This is a genomic window from Ruminococcus sp. (genome assembly GCF_016287535.1).
Lineage (GTDB): Bacteria > Bacillota > Clostridia > Oscillospirales > Ruminococcaceae > Ruminococcus.
This window is the reverse complement of sequence record NZ_JAEFAJ010000006.1, coordinates 55,836-72,650: the sequence shown is the minus strand read 5'-3', so window position 1 is coordinate 72,650 and position 16,815 is coordinate 55,836. Positions and strand designations below refer to the sequence as shown.

General features: G+C 45.7%; 13 protein-coding genes and 3 pseudogenes. 15 read left to right on the top strand and 1 reads right to left on the bottom strand.

Features of this window, described 5'->3' with window-relative positions:
* Positions 1 to 117 precede the first annotated feature (117 nt).
* The 6 genes and pseudogenes from QZZ36_RS04445 (at position 118) to QZZ36_RS04420 (ending at position 4,816) form a co-directional block, all read left to right on the top strand.
* The gene (locus QZZ36_RS04445) at positions 118 to 870 is read left to right on the top strand and encodes an AraC family transcriptional regulator (protein WP_295077431.1); all 753 of its coding nucleotides are present in this window, start codon (positions 118 to 120) and stop codon (positions 868 to 870) included.
* A 295-nt stretch (positions 871 to 1,165) separates the two neighbouring features.
* Entirely contained in the window at positions 1,166 to 1,957 is a 792-nt protein-coding gene (locus QZZ36_RS04440; protein ID WP_295077428.1) for a helix-turn-helix transcriptional regulator, read from the top strand.
* A gap of 78 nt (positions 1,958 to 2,035) precedes the next feature.
* Positions 2,036 to 2,356, top strand: a pseudogene (locus QZZ36_RS04435) (dockerin type I domain-containing protein); the annotation flags it as partial.
* Between the two features lie 279 nt (positions 2,357 to 2,635).
* Positions 2,636 to 3,211: pseudogene (locus QZZ36_RS04430) on the top strand (glycoside hydrolase family 16 protein); the annotation flags it as partial.
* A gap of 204 nt (positions 3,212 to 3,415) precedes the next feature.
* Positions 3,416 to 4,003, top strand: a pseudogene (locus QZZ36_RS04425) (glycoside hydrolase family 16 protein); the annotation flags it as partial.
* Between the two features lie 162 nt (positions 4,004 to 4,165).
* Complete coding sequence (locus QZZ36_RS04420) at positions 4,166 to 4,816, top strand: glycoside hydrolase family 16 protein (protein ID WP_365685649.1); 651 nt, start codon at positions 4,166 to 4,168, stop codon at positions 4,814 to 4,816.
* 145 nt (positions 4,817 to 4,961) lie between these two features.
* Here the strand turns inward: QZZ36_RS04420 and QZZ36_RS04415 are convergent, their stop codons facing one another.
* On the bottom strand, positions 4,962 to 5,828 hold the full coding sequence (locus tag QZZ36_RS04415; protein WP_295077425.1) for an AraC family transcriptional regulator: 867 nt from the start codon (positions 5,826 to 5,828) through the stop codon (positions 4,962 to 4,964).
* A 256-nt stretch (positions 5,829 to 6,084) separates the two neighbouring features.
* On the opposite strand from QZZ36_RS04415, the gene QZZ36_RS04410 reads away from it, so the two are divergent.
* From QZZ36_RS04410 to tsaB, 9 genes are all read left to right on the top strand, one after another.
* Positions 6,085 to 6,978, top strand: a complete 894-nt coding sequence (locus tag QZZ36_RS04410; protein ID WP_295077422.1) for a hypothetical protein — start codon at positions 6,085 to 6,087, stop codon at positions 6,976 to 6,978.
* Between the two features lie 18 nt (positions 6,979 to 6,996).
* Positions 6,997 to 9,075, top strand: a complete 2,079-nt coding sequence (locus QZZ36_RS04405) for a glycoside hydrolase family 3 C-terminal domain-containing protein (protein WP_295077419.1) — start codon at positions 6,997 to 6,999, stop codon at positions 9,073 to 9,075.
* Positions 9,076 to 9,093: 18 nt separating this feature from the next.
* Positions 9,094 to 10,407 carry a xylose isomerase gene (gene xylA, locus QZZ36_RS04400; protein ID WP_295077416.1) on the top strand — a complete coding sequence of 438 codons (1,314 nt, stop codon included), beginning with the start codon at positions 9,094 to 9,096 and terminating at the stop codon, positions 10,405 to 10,407.
* Positions 10,408 to 10,456: 49 nt separating this feature from the next.
* Entirely contained in the window at positions 10,457 to 11,947 is a 1,491-nt protein-coding gene (locus tag QZZ36_RS04395; RefSeq protein ID WP_295077414.1) for a carbohydrate ABC transporter substrate-binding protein, read from the top strand.
* A gap of 68 nt (positions 11,948 to 12,015) precedes the next feature.
* Complete coding sequence (locus QZZ36_RS04390) at positions 12,016 to 13,011, top strand: sugar ABC transporter permease (RefSeq protein WP_295077409.1); 996 nt, start codon at positions 12,016 to 12,018, stop codon at positions 13,009 to 13,011.
* Complete coding sequence (locus QZZ36_RS04385; protein ID WP_295077406.1) at positions 12,999 to 13,850, top strand: carbohydrate ABC transporter permease; 852 nt, start codon at positions 12,999 to 13,001, stop codon at positions 13,848 to 13,850. Before QZZ36_RS04390 ends, QZZ36_RS04385 begins: the two co-directional genes overlap by 13 nt.
* 170 nt (positions 13,851 to 14,020) lie before the next feature.
* Complete coding sequence (locus QZZ36_RS04380) at positions 14,021 to 15,694, top strand: formate--tetrahydrofolate ligase (RefSeq protein WP_295077403.1); 1,674 nt, start codon at positions 14,021 to 14,023, stop codon at positions 15,692 to 15,694.
* Positions 15,695 to 15,700: 6 nt separating this feature from the next.
* Positions 15,701 to 16,141, top strand: a complete 441-nt coding sequence (gene tsaE, locus QZZ36_RS04375; RefSeq protein ID WP_295077400.1) for a tRNA (adenosine(37)-N6)-threonylcarbamoyltransferase complex ATPase subunit type 1 TsaE — start codon at positions 15,701 to 15,703, stop codon at positions 16,139 to 16,141.
* Positions 16,122 to 16,808 carry a tRNA (adenosine(37)-N6)-threonylcarbamoyltransferase complex dimerization subunit type 1 TsaB gene (tsaB, locus tag QZZ36_RS04370; protein WP_295077397.1) on the top strand — a complete coding sequence of 229 codons (687 nt, stop codon included), beginning with the start codon at positions 16,122 to 16,124 and terminating at the stop codon, positions 16,806 to 16,808. Before tsaE ends, tsaB begins: the two co-directional genes overlap by 20 nt.
* Positions 16,809 to 16,815 lie beyond the last annotated feature (7 nt).

Below are 16,815 nucleotides of genomic sequence, written 5' to 3'. Positions count from 1 at the left end.
TTGTCAAGCTCACCATAAATGATATGGTGAGCTTGATTCAAGTAACATATCGTGCTTGATTAGTTCACATTTTAATGTTATAATATTACTATAGTACCATGAAGTGAGGTGACATGAATGAGCGATTATACCGAAAAGTATATATCATCCCATCTTTTCCTTAAACGTGAGGAAGGCTTTGAGCACGCGCCCTTTGACCGCGAGATCGCTTGCTATGAGAGTATCTGCTCCGGAAATATCGAGCTTGTGAAGGTGTTTGCCACTCCGCTGTGCAGTGAAGGCTACGGTATACTCAGCAAGGATCCTCTCAGGAATCTGAAGTACCATTTCTCTATATCGGCTGCACTGATCGCAAGATTCTGCATCAACAGCGGCATGACTCTTGAGGAAGCTTATAATCTTAGTGACATATATATAATGAAGGCTGACGAATGCAGGACTGCGGACGAAGTCCACGCTGTACATCAGGAAATGATAGAGGGCTATACACGCCATATGAGAAGAGTGCGCAACAGCGGTATCTACTCAAAGCAGATCGTAAGAGCCCTGGATTACATAAGCGACCACCTCCACGGAAAGATAATGATAGAGGACGCTGCTGATTTCCTGAAGATAAGTCCGGCATACCTCTCACGTCTTTTCAAGTCGGAAACCGGTATTGCCTTCAGCAACTATGTCAGCAAGACGAAGGCTGAGGAAGCGGCAAATCTGCTGACTTTTTCAGAGTATACCGATTCGGAGATAAGCAACCTTCTCGGTTTCAGCTCTCAGAGCTATTTTATCAAGATATTCAAGAAGTATCTTGGCGTAACGCCGAAGGAATACAAGAAGCGTTACAAATTCCCTGATTTTATGAAAGAGAATAAATAAATCTATATATCCCTCGCACAGCTTTGATACCCGTATGGAATATAATGTATATTTAACGGTGAGCTGACTTTTCTGAAAAGTCTCACACGGTAAATGACAAAAAATTCTGTAAGAGTATCAAAGTGAAACGGGGGATAACATTTTGTGCAGATATCATAATATTGCCAAATTTGACAATAAAATAATATAAAAACAGATTTGATAATGTTATAATCTACACAATGAATAAAAAGGTTCATAACTGTTGAATCGGTAATCTGTCATAGACTGAAATTCAGAAAATGGAGAAATGACAATGATAATTAATAATGTGGGCTTTGATCACTGCCATGACGCAGACTTTTTTATAGACAGACCGGAGGGAAGCGGTGACTATCTGCTTCTGCTTGTGCGTACTCCTGCTGTGTTTGAGATAGACGGCAGGGAGATGCTTACGCCTGCAGGCACGGTGTTTATCTATCCTAAGGGCAGACCTCAGCGTTACCGCTGCGTTCCGCTGAATGTATTCGAGAACGACTGGGTCCATTTCGACTTTGAAAGCTTCGCCGAAGAAGAGGAGTTCCGCAATATGGAGCTTCCGCTTGAAACGCCTGTGCCAATGCCTCTGGAATTTCTGAGCTACTGCGTAAAATCCATAGCTTATGAGAGATATTCGGACAACCCTTGCAGGGCGAAGTCGGCAGAGCTGTTTATGAAGCTAATGTTCATAAAGATAAAGGAAAAAAATCAGAACAGTATCTCCGGCAGGCGCAGTACCCAGTACGAGCTTATATCGACCGTTCGCAACAAGATATACTGCCGCCCCTATGAGCAGCGTACAGTGGACAGTACAGCCCATGAAGTACGTATGAGCAGGTCGGCTTTCCAGCACGCTTACAAAAAGCATTTCGGCATGACTTTCATAGAGGATCTTGTCAGGAGCCGTGTGAGTTACGCGAAAATGCTGCTTTCGACCACAAATATGAATATAAATGATATTTCCGCAAGCAGCGGATATCACAGTTATGTTCATTTCGCAAGGCAGTTCAAGGAACAGACCGGATATACTCCGTCGGAGTTCCGCAGAAGTACACAGAATGTAACATGATGTGCCGCAGCAGCTTCGTGTGTTGCAGCATATTCTGTTTCAATAAAAAAGAATTTATACAGTGACCTTTGTCACGGAATGAGAGGGCAGACTATGGAAAAGCATACATTCAAGCGCTGTGCCGCAGTTTTTGCAGCCTGCGCGCTGATGACCTATCCCTTAACTGCAATGACGCTCAATGCTACGGCAGCTGACGGCGTTACTTTGTGGGGCGACGCAAACTGCGACGGTACAGTTGATATGGGCGACGCTGTAATTGTTATGCAGGCTCTTGCGAATCCAAACAAGTATGGTGTTAACGGTACAGACGCAAACCGTATAACAGAACAGGGCATAAGAAACGCGGACGTTTATGAGAACGGTTCTTACCTTACAAGTACGGATGCGCTTTCGATACAGAAGTATCTTCTGCATACCATAAAAGAGCTTCCCGAATCCTATCTGCCGAACAGCGGAGATAATACTACAACAACTACCACCTCCACGACTACTACAACTACCACAACAACGACCACGACAACAACTACTACCACCACAACTACAACACCTCCTACAACGACAACTACTACAACTACAACAGCTCCAAAGCTGAATATAACTGATTATGGTACTCCTATGAATTCCTCAGCTACAATGGTCGAGGATTTCAGAGACGGTTCGTCAAAATATTTCATTGCTTCCGACGGCTGGGAGAACGGTGATCCCTTTGATTGTGGCTGGTACAAGTCACAGACTTCTCTTGACAAGGGCTGTCTGACACTTTCAATAGACAAGGACAAGAGCGGCAAGTATAACTATGCCGGCGCTGAGTACAGGACAAATGATTTCTATGGCTTCGGCTACTATGAGACTTCCATGCAGGCAATAAAGAATGACGGAGTAGTATCATCGTTCTTCACTTATACAGGTCCTTCCGACGATAATCCGTGGGACGAGATAGATATCGAGATACTCGGAAAGGACACCACAAAGGTACAGTTCAACTACTATACCAATGGTCAGGGCAACCATGAGAAGATGTACGACCTCGGTTTCGACGCTTCACAGGGCTTCCACACCTATGGCTTTGACTGGCAGCGCGACCACATCACATGGTATGTTGACGGAAAGCCCGTTTATACGGCAAACAGCAATATCCCTCAGACTCAGGGCAAGATAATGATGAACACATGGCCCGGCAGAGGCGTTGACGGCTGGCTCAATCACTACAACGGAAATACTCCACTGACAGCTTACTATCAGTGGGTAACATACGATAATAATTGCGCTTCGGGCGGCGGAAACAATCAGCAGCAGAACCCGTGGGAGCAGGGCGGCAATAACCAGCAGCAGAACCCATGGGAGCAGGGAAACAACGGTCAGCAGGGCGGTTCTATCCAGGATCACGGAACTGCTATGAATACCTCAGCTACAATGGTTGAGGATTTCAGAGACGGTTCGTCAAAGTATTTCATAGCCTCTGACGGCTGGGAGAACGGCGATCCCTTTGACTGCGGCTGGTACAAGTCACAGACTTCTCTCGGCAAGGGTTACCTTACACTTTCGATAGATAAGGACTACTCAGGCAAGTACAATTACGCAGGCGCTGAGTACAGAACCAATGATTTCTATGGCTTCGGCTACTATGAGACTTCCATGCAGGCAATAAAGAATGACGGTGTTGTTTCATCATTCTTCACATACACAGGTCCTTCCGACGATAATCCGTGGGACGAGATAGATATCGAGATACTCGGCAAGGATACTACAAAGGTACAGTTCAATTACTATACAAACGGTCAGGGCAACCATGAGAAGATGTACGATCTCGGTTTCGACGCTTCACAGGGTTTCCATACCTACGGATTTGACTGGCAGCGCGATCACATTACATGGTATGTTGACGGAAAGCCTGTTTACACAGCAAACAGCAACATTCCCCAGACCAAGGGCAAGATAATGATGAACACATGGCCCGGCAGAGGTGTTGATGAGTGGCTGAATCACTACAACGGAAAAACTCCTCTCACAGCTTACTATCAGTGGGTAACATATGATCAGAACGGAGCTTCCGGCGGCAATAACCAGCAGCAAGGCGGTAACAACCAGCAGCAGGGCAACAATAATCAGTGGCAGAATCCCTGGGAGCAGGGAAACAACGGTCAGCAGGGCGGAAATAACCAGCAGTCAGGTCAGACAGCTTCAGGTCTGACAGACTACGGTACAGCTATGAATACTTCAGCTACTATGGCTGACGATTTCAGAAAGGGCTCATCACGCTACTTCATTGCTTCCGACGGCTGGGAGAACGGCGATCCCTTTGACTGCGGCTGGTACAAGTCACAGACCGCTTTCAAGGACGGCGCTCTTACACTCAGCATAGACAAGGACTACAGCGGCAAGTACAATTACGCCGGCGCTGAGTATAGAACCAATGATTTCTACGGCTTCGGCTACTATGAGACTTCCATGCAGGCAATAAAGAATGACGGAGTAGTATCATCATTCTTCACCTATACAGGTCCTTCCGACAATAATCCGTGGGACGAGATAGATATCGAGATACTCGGAAAGGACACTACAAAGGTACAGTTCAACTACTATACCAATGGTCAGGGCAATCACGAGTTCATGTACAATCTCGGATTCGACGCTTCTCAGGGCTACCATACCTACGGCTTTGACTGGCAGCGCGATCACATTACATGGTATGTTGACGGAAAGCCTGTTTACACAGCAAACAGCAACATTCCTCAGACACCCGGAAAGATAATGATGAACACATGGCCCGGCAGAGGTGTTGACGAGTGGCTGAATCACTATAACGGAAAGACTCCTCTTACGGCACGTTACCAGTGGGCGACCTACAACAAGCAGTAAGTGTTTGTCATTAAGATAACATCCTTCCATTATACATAAAGCTGAAGGGCGGTACGATAGTACCGCCTTTTGGTATATATGCATATAAAAGTTTATAAGAAAAAAAGCACCGAAGTATTGATACTTCAGCGCTTTTGATGTATAATTATGTATGGTCTGATATTTTGTAAAGAGTCTTGAACTCTGTCGGAGTGCAGTTCTTGGCTTTCTTGAATGCACGGTTGAATGTGGTGAGACTTGCAAAACCTGCGCGCATCGCCACCTCCGTTACAGAGAGATTCGGATCGATCAGCAGGCGTTCTGCGGCTTTGATGCGTTTGCTGTTTATATATTGTATATAAGAAACATTATTGTATTTCTTGAATATCCTTGAGAAATGGTATTTGCTGTAACCTGCTATGGAAGCGATCTTTTCAAGGGGGATCTCCTCCATATAGTTCTGATTGATGTATTTCATTATCATTCCGAACTTTCGTGTGTCGTCGCGTCCCGCAACGTCGTTCGAGAAAGCGTCGGCGGCAATGGTGAGCTGATATTCGCGCACAGCAGCGAGTATGTTTACAAGTGAAAGATATATCCTTACGTCTGCAAGAGTTGATTTTGAATAGTATTCAGAATAGATATCAAGTATGTTCTTCCTCGATAATACGTAGAGCTCCTTGCTGAGAGAGGGGGTTATGTGGAACGGAGCCGAAAAAACAGGCGTGAGCGCTTCGAGGGCGGGAACGTCGCTTATAATGCTGTTCTCACACTGGAAAATGATGCGTCTGCCTTCCTGAGCGGGCATCGAGTGAAGCTCGCCCGGCGGTATTATTATTATCTCCTTTTCATTCAGATGATAATTTTTTCCGCCTACTGTAACTGTGAAGCCATTGTGAAGAGGGATTATGACTTCTACGGCGTTATGCCAGTGAGTGGGATATTCTTCCACTTCGTCATTATCATATAATAGTACGAAGCGCTGATTTTCATACTCAACTGTCTCATAATCGCCTGACAGATTTTTAATCATGACTGACCTCCTTATAATCAATAATAAATGTTAATAACATATTAATACCCGTTCCGGTAGATGTGTCGCCATCACAAATACCGATATTTTCAGCTATATTATACACTACATTTATGTCATTTGTAAAGTGGGTTGGGTAAAAAACTGAAAATGTTAGCAATTCCTGAGTAAAAACTATTAAAAAAGCCGCAATATTTGATTAGTATTAATTGTTTAAGTGTATTATAATATTTACAGAGTAAACGAAAGGTGATATATGATGTCTGTTAACTACAAAGAATCCGATTATAAAAACTATGGAAGGTGTGCCTGGCTCGATAACGGCAGGATAAAACTGATAGCTACTGTTGATGTTGGGCCGAGAATAGTTTTTTTCGGTGCTTCAAACGGCGCAAATATGCTCTTTGAGGATATAGACAGGAACTTTTATGAGATAAACAACGGCTATGGCGTGTGGTACGCTTACGGCGGACACCGTATCTGGTCTGCGCCGGAGGTCATGCCTGAAACTTATCTCCCTGACAATACAAGGATCGAGTCATTTTTCGATAACGGTGTGCTCACTCTCAGACCTGCAATGACAAAATTTGATAAGCAGTTTGAGATCGTGGTCACAATGGGCGAAGGAAATTCGGTCATAATTGAAAACAGGATCATCAATTGCTCTGATAAACCTGCTGAATACGCTCCGTGGTCGGTTACAGGCCTTGCGGCAGGAGGGACCGAAATAATCCCGCTGTGCCGTGATGACAATGGTTTCCTTCCGAACAGGACAATGGCGCTCTGGAGCTATTCCGATATAAAGGACGAACGCTTTGAGCTGAACAACAAATATGCTCTCCTGAAACAGGATTCAAAGAAAAAAAAGCCGTTCAAGGCAGGATTCAATGTTACAGACAAGAAGATAGTTTATATAAAGGACAGCCAGGTGCTCAAAGTCAGCTTCGATGATTATAAACAGATCGTTTATCCCGATTTCTGCTGTAATTTTGAAACTTATACCAACGATCTGTTCCTTGAGTGCGAGATACTCGGCGAGCTGAAAAGCTATCAGCCCGGTGAGACAGCGTCTATCAGGGAAGTGTGGGAGATATCCGACACAGGCGGTTCTCCTGAAAAATTTATAGAAGAATTTGTAAGCAAAATATAATATGAAAGGAGAATGCTTGTGGAAAAATACATGAATGAAGCATTATCCGCACTTGAAAGAGCCGAGGACATTACGGACAGGCTTTCAGTCGAAGAACAGGCTGAACAGCTCAAGTACGATGCGCCGAAGGTGGAACGACTGGGGATACCGGCTTACAATTGGTGGAGCGAAGGCTTACATGGAGTCGCAAGAGCAGGAACAGCAACAATGTTCCCTCAGACGATCGGTCTTGCGGCAATGTTTGATGAAGAGGCTGTGCATAAGGCAGGAGAGATAACTTCTGTTGAAGCAAGAGCCAAGTATAACGAGTATTCAGCACACGGCGACCGTGATATATACAAGGGACTTACCCTTTGGTCGCCAAATGTCAATATATTCAGGGACCCAAGATGGGGAAGAGGTCAGGAGACCTACGGTGAGGATCCGTTCCTTACTTCCAGACTCGGCGTTGCATACGCAAAAGGTCTTCAGGGAGAAGGAAAGGTTCTCAGAACAGCTGCCTGTGCAAAGCATTTCGCAGTTCACAGCGGTCCGGAAGCCACAAGACACGAATTTGACGCAAAGTCCAACATGAAGGACATGACCGAAACATACATCGCTGCTTTTGAAGCACTTGTAAAGGAAGCAAAGGTTGAAAGCGTAATGGGTGCGTATAACCGTGTGAACGGCGAACCTGCCTGCGCAAGCAGTTTTCTTATGAGCAAGCTCAGCGAGTGGGGATTTGACGGTCATTTTGTATCCGACTGCTGGGCTCTCAGAGATTTCCATACAAATCACGGAGTTACAAAGACCGCTCCGGAGTCGGCGGCTATGGCTCTTAAAGCAGGCTGCGACCTCAACTGCGGCAATACATATCTTCACCTTCTTATCGCATATAATGAAGGACTCATCACCAAGGAGGATCTCAGAAGATCCTGTATCAAGCTGATGAGAACAAGAGTAAGGCTCGGTATGTTTGACAAGTCAACAGAATTTGACGGACTCAATTATGATATCGTTGCCTGCGATGAGCACAAGAAGTTTTCCCTTGAATGTTCGGAGCGCTCAATGGTGCTTCTCAGAAATAACGGTATTTTACCTCTTGCAGAGGGCAAATACAAGACTATCGGAGTTATCGGACCAAATGCCGACAGCGTTCCCGCACTTGAGGGCAACTACAACGGCAGGGCTGACGAATATGTCACATTCCTCAGAGGAATCCGTGAGGCATTCGACGGCAGAGTCATCTACTCCGAGGGATGTCATCTCTATAAGGACAGATGTATGCAGCTCGGTCTTCCTGACGACAGACTCGCAGAAGCTGAGATCATCGCAGAGCACTCTGACCTTGTGGTACTTGTTGTCGGACTCGACGCCACTATCGAGGGCGAAGAGGGAGATACAGGAAATGAGTTCTCATCAGGCGACAAGAACGACCTGAGACTTCCCGAATCACAGAGAAAGCTTGTTAAGACGGTCATGGCTAAAGGAAAGCCCGTTATCATAGTAACCGCTGCCGGCAGTGCGATAAATGTTGAAGCTGACTGCGACGCAATTATCCACGCATGGTATCCCGGACAGCTCGGCGGAAGAGCTCTTGCCAATATCCTTTTCGGCAAGACTTCACCCTCCGGCAAGCTCCCTGTAACATTCTATGAGGACGCTTCAAAGCTGCCTGATTTCTCGGATTACAGCATGAAGAACCGTACATACAGATACGCCAAGGGCAATATACTCTATCCCTTCGGCTTCGGACTGACCTACTCGGAGACAGAATGTTCCGACCTCAGCTTTGAAAACGGAGTTGTTTCAGTAAAGGTTACAAATACCGGCAAACGCGCAACAGAGGACGTAGTTCAGTTCTATATAAAAGGTTATTCGGAGAACGCAGTTCCCAACCACAGCCTATGCGGCTTCAAGAGAGTCGCACTTGACGCGGGCGAGAGCAGGATCGTAAAGATCACTCTTCCCGAAAGGTCAACAATGGCAGTCAATGAAAAGGGCGAGTGGGTAAAGGAAGGCAGTGAGTTCACCCTCTACGCAGGAACTTCACAGCCCGACGAGCTCAGTGAAAAGCTGACAGGTAAGAAATGCACTACTCTGAAAATAAATTTATAAAACATTATGGAGGATAAAATGGAATTTTTCAGCAACATCGGAAAAATCGAGTATAAGGGTAAGGATAGTACAGATCCTCTTTCATTCAAGTACTACAACCCTGATGAAATGATCAACGGCAAGAAGATGCGCGATCACCTCAAGTTCGCACTTTCTTGGTGGCACACAATGGGCGGCGACGGAACAGATATGTTCGGCTGCGGTACAACAGACAAGTCATGGGGACAGAGCGATCCCGCTGCAAGAGCAAAGGCTAAGGTCGACGCTGCTGCAGAGATCATGGATAAGCTCTCAATCGATTACTATTGCTTCCACGACCGTGACCTTTCACCTGAGTACGGTAATCTCAAGGATACAAACGCTCAGCTCGACATAGTTACAGACTATATGAAGTCTGCTATGGGCGACAAGAAGTGTCTCTGGGGTACAGCAAAGTGCTTCGATCATCCGAGATTCATGCACGGTGCAGGCACATCTCCTTCTGCTGATGTATTTGCATTCTCTGCTGCACAGATCAAGAAAGCTATCGAGTCTACAGTAAAGCTCGGCGGTAACGGATATGTATTCTGGGGCGGTCGTGAGGGTTACGAGACTCTCCTCAATACAAACATGGGCCTTGAACTCGACAATATGGCCCGTCTCATGAAGATGGCTGTTGAGTACGGACGTTCAATCGGCTTCAAGGGTGATTTCTACATCGAGCCCAAGCCAAAGGAGCCTACAAAGCACCAGTATGATTTCGATACAGCTACTGTTCTCGGTTTCCTGAGAAAGTACGGTCTTGACAAGGATTTCAAGATGAATATCGAAGCTAACCACGCTACACTTGCTCAGCACACATTCCAGCATGAGCTCCGTGTTGCAAGAGACAACGGTGTGTTCGGTTCGATCGACGCTAACCAGGGCGATATGCTCCTCGGCTGGGATACAGACCAGTTCCCGACAAACATTTATGATACAACAATGTGTATGTACGAAGTTATCAAGGCAGGCGGCTTCACAAACGGCGGTCTCAACTTTGACGCTAAGGCTCGCAGAGGCAGCTTTACTCCTGAGGATATCTTCTACAGCTACATCGCAGGCATGGATGCATTTGCACTCGGCTTCAGAGCAGCTCTCAAGCTCATCGATGACGGTCGTATCGACAAGTTCGTTGCTGACAGATACGCTTCATGGAACACAGGCATTGGTGCAGATATCATTGCAGGCAAGGCAGACTTTGCATCTCTTGAAAAGTATGCTCTTGAAAAGGGAGAGGTTACAGCTTCACTCTCAAGCGGCAGACAGGAAATGTTGGAGTCTATCGTTAACAATGTTCTTTTCAGCCTTTAATTAAAGACTGATGGAAATTAAATCTATTTTTCAAATGGAGGTCAAGAATATGAAAAAAGCATTATCGGTCATTTCAGCACTTGCAATCCTTGCTTCACTTACTGCTTGTAACAACGGCAGCAACGAAGGCAATGGCGGCAACTCAAGCAACACTGCCACTACAACCAAGTCAGGCGGCGATCAGCAGACTACAACAAAGGCTACTGGCAATGACGGTACAAAGGAAGTTATTAACATCTGGTCCTTCACAGATGAAGTTCCAAATATGTTAAAGAAGTTCCTCGAACTCAATCCTGACATTGCTGCAAAGTACTCATATGAGCCTTCTATCATTCCTACAACAGACGGCGCATATCAGCCTGCTCTTGATAAGGCACTTCAGGCTGGCGGCAAGGATGCTCCTGACATCTACTGTGCAGAAGCTGCTTTCGTTGTAAGATATACACAGGGCGATATGAAGGCATTTGCAAAGCCTTACAAGGATCTCGGAATCGACGTTGACGGCGGTATTGCTGCTGCAAAGACAGCTGATTACGCAGTTAAGCTCGGTACAAGAGACAACAGCGATGTTGTTGCTCTTAACTATCAGGCTACAGGCGGTGCTTTCATCTACAGACGTTCAATCGCTAAGGACGTATTCGGTTCAGACGAGCGTGAGACAGTAGAGAAGGAGATCGGTTCAAATTCAGGTAACTGGGATAAGTTCTTCGAGGCTGCTGAGAAGCTCAAGAATAAGGGCTACGGTATCATCTCTGGTGACGGTGACCTCTGGCACGCAGTTGAGAACAGCTCTGACGCAGGCTGGGTTGTTGACGGCAAGCTCCACATCGACCAGAAGCGTGAGAACTTCCTCGATCTTTCTATGAAGCTCAAGGAGAACCAGTACCACAACGATACAGAAGACTGGCAGGAGCCTTGGAAGGCTGATATGAGAGACGAAGGACCCAAGAAGATATTCGGTTACTTCGGACCTGCTTGGCTCATCAACTACACACTTGCTGAGAACAGTGGTTCTTGGAAGGATACAGGAGAGACAGATGCAGACGGCAATCCTATCAAGGAGCTCGATACATCAATCGGTACATACGGTGACTGGGCAATCTGTAATTCACCTGTAGGCTTCTTCTGGGGCGGTACATGGCTCCTTGCTAACAAGGATCTTCCTGAGAGCAAGAAGGAAGCTGTTGCTAAGTTCTTTGAGTGGGTAACTCTTGACTGCACAAAGGACGGCCTCCAGTATATGTGGGCTAACGGAACATTCAACGGCCCTGGCGGAACAAAGGACGCTGTTTCTTCTACAACAGTAATGGAAATGTCTGACGGTAAGCTCGACTTCCTCGGCGGACAGAATATGTTCGATGTATTCGTACCTGCAAACGATTATGCAGACGGTTCAAACCTCACACAGTATGATGAGAAGATCAACAGCTACTGGCGTGATCAGGTTCGTCAGTACACATCTGGTCAGAAGACAAGAGATCAGGCTATCAAGGACTTCAAGACAACAGTTTCTGATAACCTTGGCCTTGATGTAGAATAATTTTCTTAGGAGCTGTACCGCAATTCTGCGGTACAGCCCTCTTCAAAAAATAAAGGAGGCTTACGGCTTTGAAAACGAAGCTCAAGGGTATTAGTTATTCAAAATATGGATATCTATTCAGTATTCCTTTTGTTGTTGCTTTTTTGATTTTTACGCTGTATCCCACTATATATACAGCTATCCTCGGTTTTACCGACTGTAAGGGTGCCACAGGTCTGGACAATTTCCATTTCCTTGATCATCCTCTGGATAATTACAAAATGATCCTCAAAAATGAATCATTCAGGATCTCCCTGAAGAATACCGTTGTTATATGGATCATTAACTTTATCCCTCAGATATCCCTTGCCCTTCTCCTTACTGCGTGGTTTACTTCACACACAAATGAGATAAAAGGAAAAGGATTCTTTAAAGTCGTTTTCTATATGCCGAACATCATTACAGCTGCAACAGTTGCGATCCTCTTCAGGACTTTCTTCCAGTATCCTGTAGGACCGGTCAATGATATTCTTCAGTCTACGGGATTACTTAAAGAACCATTCTATTTCCTTGTAAACAAAACAGCATCAAAGCTGATTGTTGCGTTTATCCAGTTCTGGATATGGTACGGAAATACAATGATCGTTCTTATTTCAGGTGTACTTGGTATAAGCCCTGATATCTATGAAGCGGCTCAGATCGACGGTGCGAATGGTGTTCAGACCTTCTTCCGAATCACTATACCAAACTTAAAGACTGTATTGCTTTACACATTGGTTACCAGCCTTGTCGGCGGTCTCAATATGTTCGATATCCCGTTCCTGTTCAACAATGGCGGCGGTCCTGACCGAGCGACGCTTACGACGGCTGTATTTATCTATAATCAGGCGTTTGAGGTTGGATATCTGTACAACAGAGCATCAGCTGCAAGTATGCTGATGTGGCTGCTGATAGCAGTATTGTCAGCTATTCTCTTCTTTATCATGCGTGATAAGGATCAGATCAAGATCGATAAGGAAGTTAAAAAAGCAAAGAAGGAAGCTAAAAGAGCTATGAAAGGAGGAGTAAACCAGTGGCAGTGGTAAATAAAAAGCCGGGTACCTATGCTTTCAGGATAGTTGCCTATACGGTTTGTATTCTCCTTGCTGTACTCAGTCTGTTCCCTTTTGTTATTATGATAATCAACTCAACAAGAAGTTCAGGAGAGATTCAGCATCACGCTCTATCACTTATTCCGGGTTCAAACCTCAGAATAAACTGGAGTTACCTCAATGGTAAGGACTTCAATCCTTTTAAGGGTTTTGAACATTCATTATTTATCTCAGTTTGTACAACGGCACTGACTGTTTATTTCTCAACAATGACAGCTTTTGCACTTGTTGCATATGACTGGAAATTAAGAAAACCATTCTTTACATTCATTATGGCTATACTTATGATACCTGCACAGGTATCCAGTATCGGTTTCTATCATATGATGTATAAGATACACTGGACAAATACTTACTTCCCTCTTATACTTCCCGCAATAGCCGCACCAACAGTCGTATTCTTTATGAGGCAATATATGATACCGTCTCTTCCGATGGAGATCCTCCAGTCGGCAAGAATTGACGGTGCAGGTGAATTCAGGATCTTTAACCAGATCGTTCTGCCTATGATGAAGCCAGCTATGGCTACACAGGCAATATTCGCCTTCGTTACCAGCTGGAACTCGCTGTTTATGCCTCAGGTTCTCATTACTAAAATGGAAAAGTACACAATGCCTCAGATGGTTTCACTTCTTAAAGGTGACTCGTACAAGACAGAGTACGGTACAGTTTATCTCGGACTGTTCCTTACAGTAGTTCCGATCCTTATCGCATACTTCTGTCTGTCCAAGTATATCATCGAAGGTGTTGCACTTGGCGGTGTAAAGGGTTAATTTGTATTCTCGAAGTTATCACATTTTCTTTCTTAAATCATTGAAGGCTGCACTGAAAACGTGCAGCCTTCTTTGTTATTGTGGTTTTAATATTTTGTTCCGGAACTTGCATTATCAGAAAAAATGTGGTATAATATTCTTATTAATACACTGATACGGAGGACCCTTATATGTTATCAGATATCGAAATCGCTCAGAGCGCGAATATGAAGCGTATCTCAGAGATCGCTGCAGGTCTTGGGATAGCCGATGAAGACATAGAACCTTATGGACATTATAAAGCCAAGCTGTCAGAAAAAATCTTTTCAAATCTTGCTGATAAGGAAGACGGCAAGCTTATACTGGTTACAGCCATAAACCCTACTCCCGCAGGAGAGGGAAAAACTACAATAAGCGTTGGTCTTTCCGACGCACTTCGCAGGATAGGAAAAAAATCCGTACTTGCTCTCCGTGAGCCCTCACTCGGACCGGTTTTCGGCATGAAGGGCGGAGCTGCCGGCGGCGGTTACGCACAGGTAGTTCCGATGGAGGATATAAATCTCCACTTTACAGGAGATATGCACGCTATCACAGCTGCGAACAATCTTCTCTGCGCTATGATCGACAATCATCTGCAGCAGGGAAATCAGCTGAATATAGACCAGCGCCGTATCATGTTCAAGCGCTGTATGGATATGAACGACCGTGCCCTGAGAAATATCCTTATCGGTCTCGGCGGCAGAGCTAACGGTGTACCACGTGAGGACGGCTTCAATATCACCGTTGCTTCTGAGGTAATGGCTATACTCTGCCTTGCTTCTGATATATCCGACCTGAAGGAGAGGCTCGGAAATATCCTTGTAGCCTATAACCTCAGCGGAGAGCCTGTATATGCAAAGGATCTCGGATGCACAGGCGCTATGACCGCTCTCCTCAAAGACGCTCTCAAGCCTAATCTTGTACAGACATTAGAGAATACTCCTGCTTTTATACATGGCGGTCCCTTTGCAAATATCGCTCACGGCTGCAATTCCCTCAGAGCTACAAAGCTTGCGCTAAAGCTCGGTGACTATGTAGTTACAGAGGCTGGATTCGGTTCCGATCTCGGCGCTGAAAAGTTCCTTGATATAAAGTGCCGTGTCGGCGGACTTGCTCCTTCATGTGTTGTTCTTGTTGCGACAATAAAGGCTCTGAAGTATAACGGAGGCGTTCAGAAACAGGATCTCGCAAAGGAGAATATGTGGGCTCTTGAAAAGGGTATCGAGAACCTCAGGACGCATATCGAGAATATGCATAAATATCATGTTCCGGTTGTTGTTGCTATCAACAGATTTGCAACTGATACCGACGAGGAAGTGAAGTTCGTCGAGAATTTCTGCTCTGATATGGGCGTTGAGGTCTCTATGTGCGAGGTGTTCGCAAAGGGCAGCGAAGGCGGAACTGATCTTGCAAAGAAGGTATGCGAGACTATTGATCTCTGCGGAGAAAATGAGTTCAAGCCCCTTTACGATACCCACGCTACTATAAAGGACAAGGTGGAAAAGATAGCAAAGGAGATATACCGTGCGGAAGGTGTTACTTTCACGGCACAGGCTGAAAAGGCTGTCAAGGAGATCGAGAATATCGGCTTCTGGGATCTGCCTATCTGCGTCGCAAAGACTCAGTATTCACTTTCTGATAATCCGGCTCTTCTCGGAAAACCGAAGAATTTCAAAATTACTGTACGTGACGCAAGGCTGTCCGCCGGCGCAGGCTTCGTTGTAATATATACAGGCGATATCCTTACAATGCCCGGTCTTCCCAAGGCACCGGCAGCTCTTAATATAGACTGCGACGGAAACGGAAACATCACGGGACTGTTCTGATAAGGTATGAAGATAATCACACATTCTCCCGCGGAGACTATCAGGGCTGCGGAAAAGCTTGGCAGATTCCTCAGAGCCGGAGATATGATCGCATATAAGGGCGGTCTCGGCGCAGGGAAGACTACATTTACAAGAGGCATTGCCATTGGCATGGGACTTGGCGACAGCGTTACCTCTCCTACATTTGCTCTTGTGAATGAGTACCGCGGAGATAAGCTGACTCTTTACCATTTTGATATGTACCGCATAAATTCTGAGGAAGACCTTGAATCCACGGGCTTTTACGACTATCCCTTCGAGGATAATGTGGCAGCCGTGGAGTGGTCGGAGAATATCGCGGAGTTTCTCCCTGATGATACCATCTATGTCACAATAAACAGTGTGGGAGAAAACGACAGGGAAATAATTATCGAGGACGGTGGAAGATTTGCTGCTGCTTGGGATTGATACATCAGGTAAGACCGCGTCCGCAGCGCTTTTTGACTCGGATAAGGAGCTGTTCTTGGCTCAGAGTACCGTTTATACACAGAAAACACATTCACAGGTCATAATGCCCATGGTAAAGGACGTAATGGCACAGGCAGGGAAGGAGCTTTCCGACCTTGGCGGCATTGCTGCAGCGAACGGTCCCGGATCATATACGGGACTACGTATCGGAGTTGCGGCAGTAAAGGCTCTCAGCTTCGGACTGGGCGTAAAATGCTGCGGAGTATCAACGCTTCTCGGACTTGCCTGCAACAACCTTGCCTATAAGGGACATATATGCGCAATTATGAAGGCAAGAGGCGAGCTTGTCTATACCTGCACCTATAAAAGCGACGGCTACTGCGTAGAGCAGGTGACTGAGGAGCAGATAATCTCACAGGACGAGCTTGCGGAGTTCCTTGCTTTGAATGTGAAGGAGGCTATGCTCTGCGGCGACGGAGCTGCAGATTTCTACAATACATATGCATCGCCGGCGTTTATCATAGCACCGCCTCAGGGACGGCTGCAGAGCGCTGCTGGAGTATGTCTTGCAGGTATTTCAAAAAAGCTTTCAGAGCCCGGACAGCTTGAAGTATCCTATTTACAGAAGGTAAAAGCTGAAAAGGACTTAGATAATAAAAAGTTATAATATGGAG

Coding starts and splice junctions, on each gene's coding strand:
- QZZ36_RS04445 (WP_295077431.1), top strand. CDS start 118: ATGAGCGATTATACCGAAAAGTATATATCATCCCATCTTTTCCTTAAA.
- QZZ36_RS04440 (WP_295077428.1), top strand. CDS start 1,166: ATGATAATTAATAATGTGGGCTTTGATCACTGCCATGACGCAGACTTT.
- QZZ36_RS04420 (WP_365685649.1), top strand. CDS start 4,166: ATGAATACTTCAGCTACTATGGCTGACGATTTCAGAAAGGGCTCATCA.
- QZZ36_RS04415 (WP_295077425.1), bottom strand. CDS start 5,828: ATGATTAAAAATCTGTCAGGCGATTATGAGACAGTTGAGTATGAAAAT.
- QZZ36_RS04410 (WP_295077422.1), top strand. CDS start 6,085: ATGATGTCTGTTAACTACAAAGAATCCGATTATAAAAACTATGGAAGG.
- xylA (WP_295077416.1), top strand. CDS start 9,094: ATGGAATTTTTCAGCAACATCGGAAAAATCGAGTATAAGGGTAAGGAT.
- QZZ36_RS04395 (WP_295077414.1), top strand. CDS start 10,457: ATGAAAAAAGCATTATCGGTCATTTCAGCACTTGCAATCCTTGCTTCA.
- QZZ36_RS04380 (WP_295077403.1), top strand. CDS start 14,021: ATGTTATCAGATATCGAAATCGCTCAGAGCGCGAATATGAAGCGTATC.
- tsaE (WP_295077400.1), top strand. CDS start 15,701: ATGAAGATAATCACACATTCTCCCGCGGAGACTATCAGGGCTGCGGAA.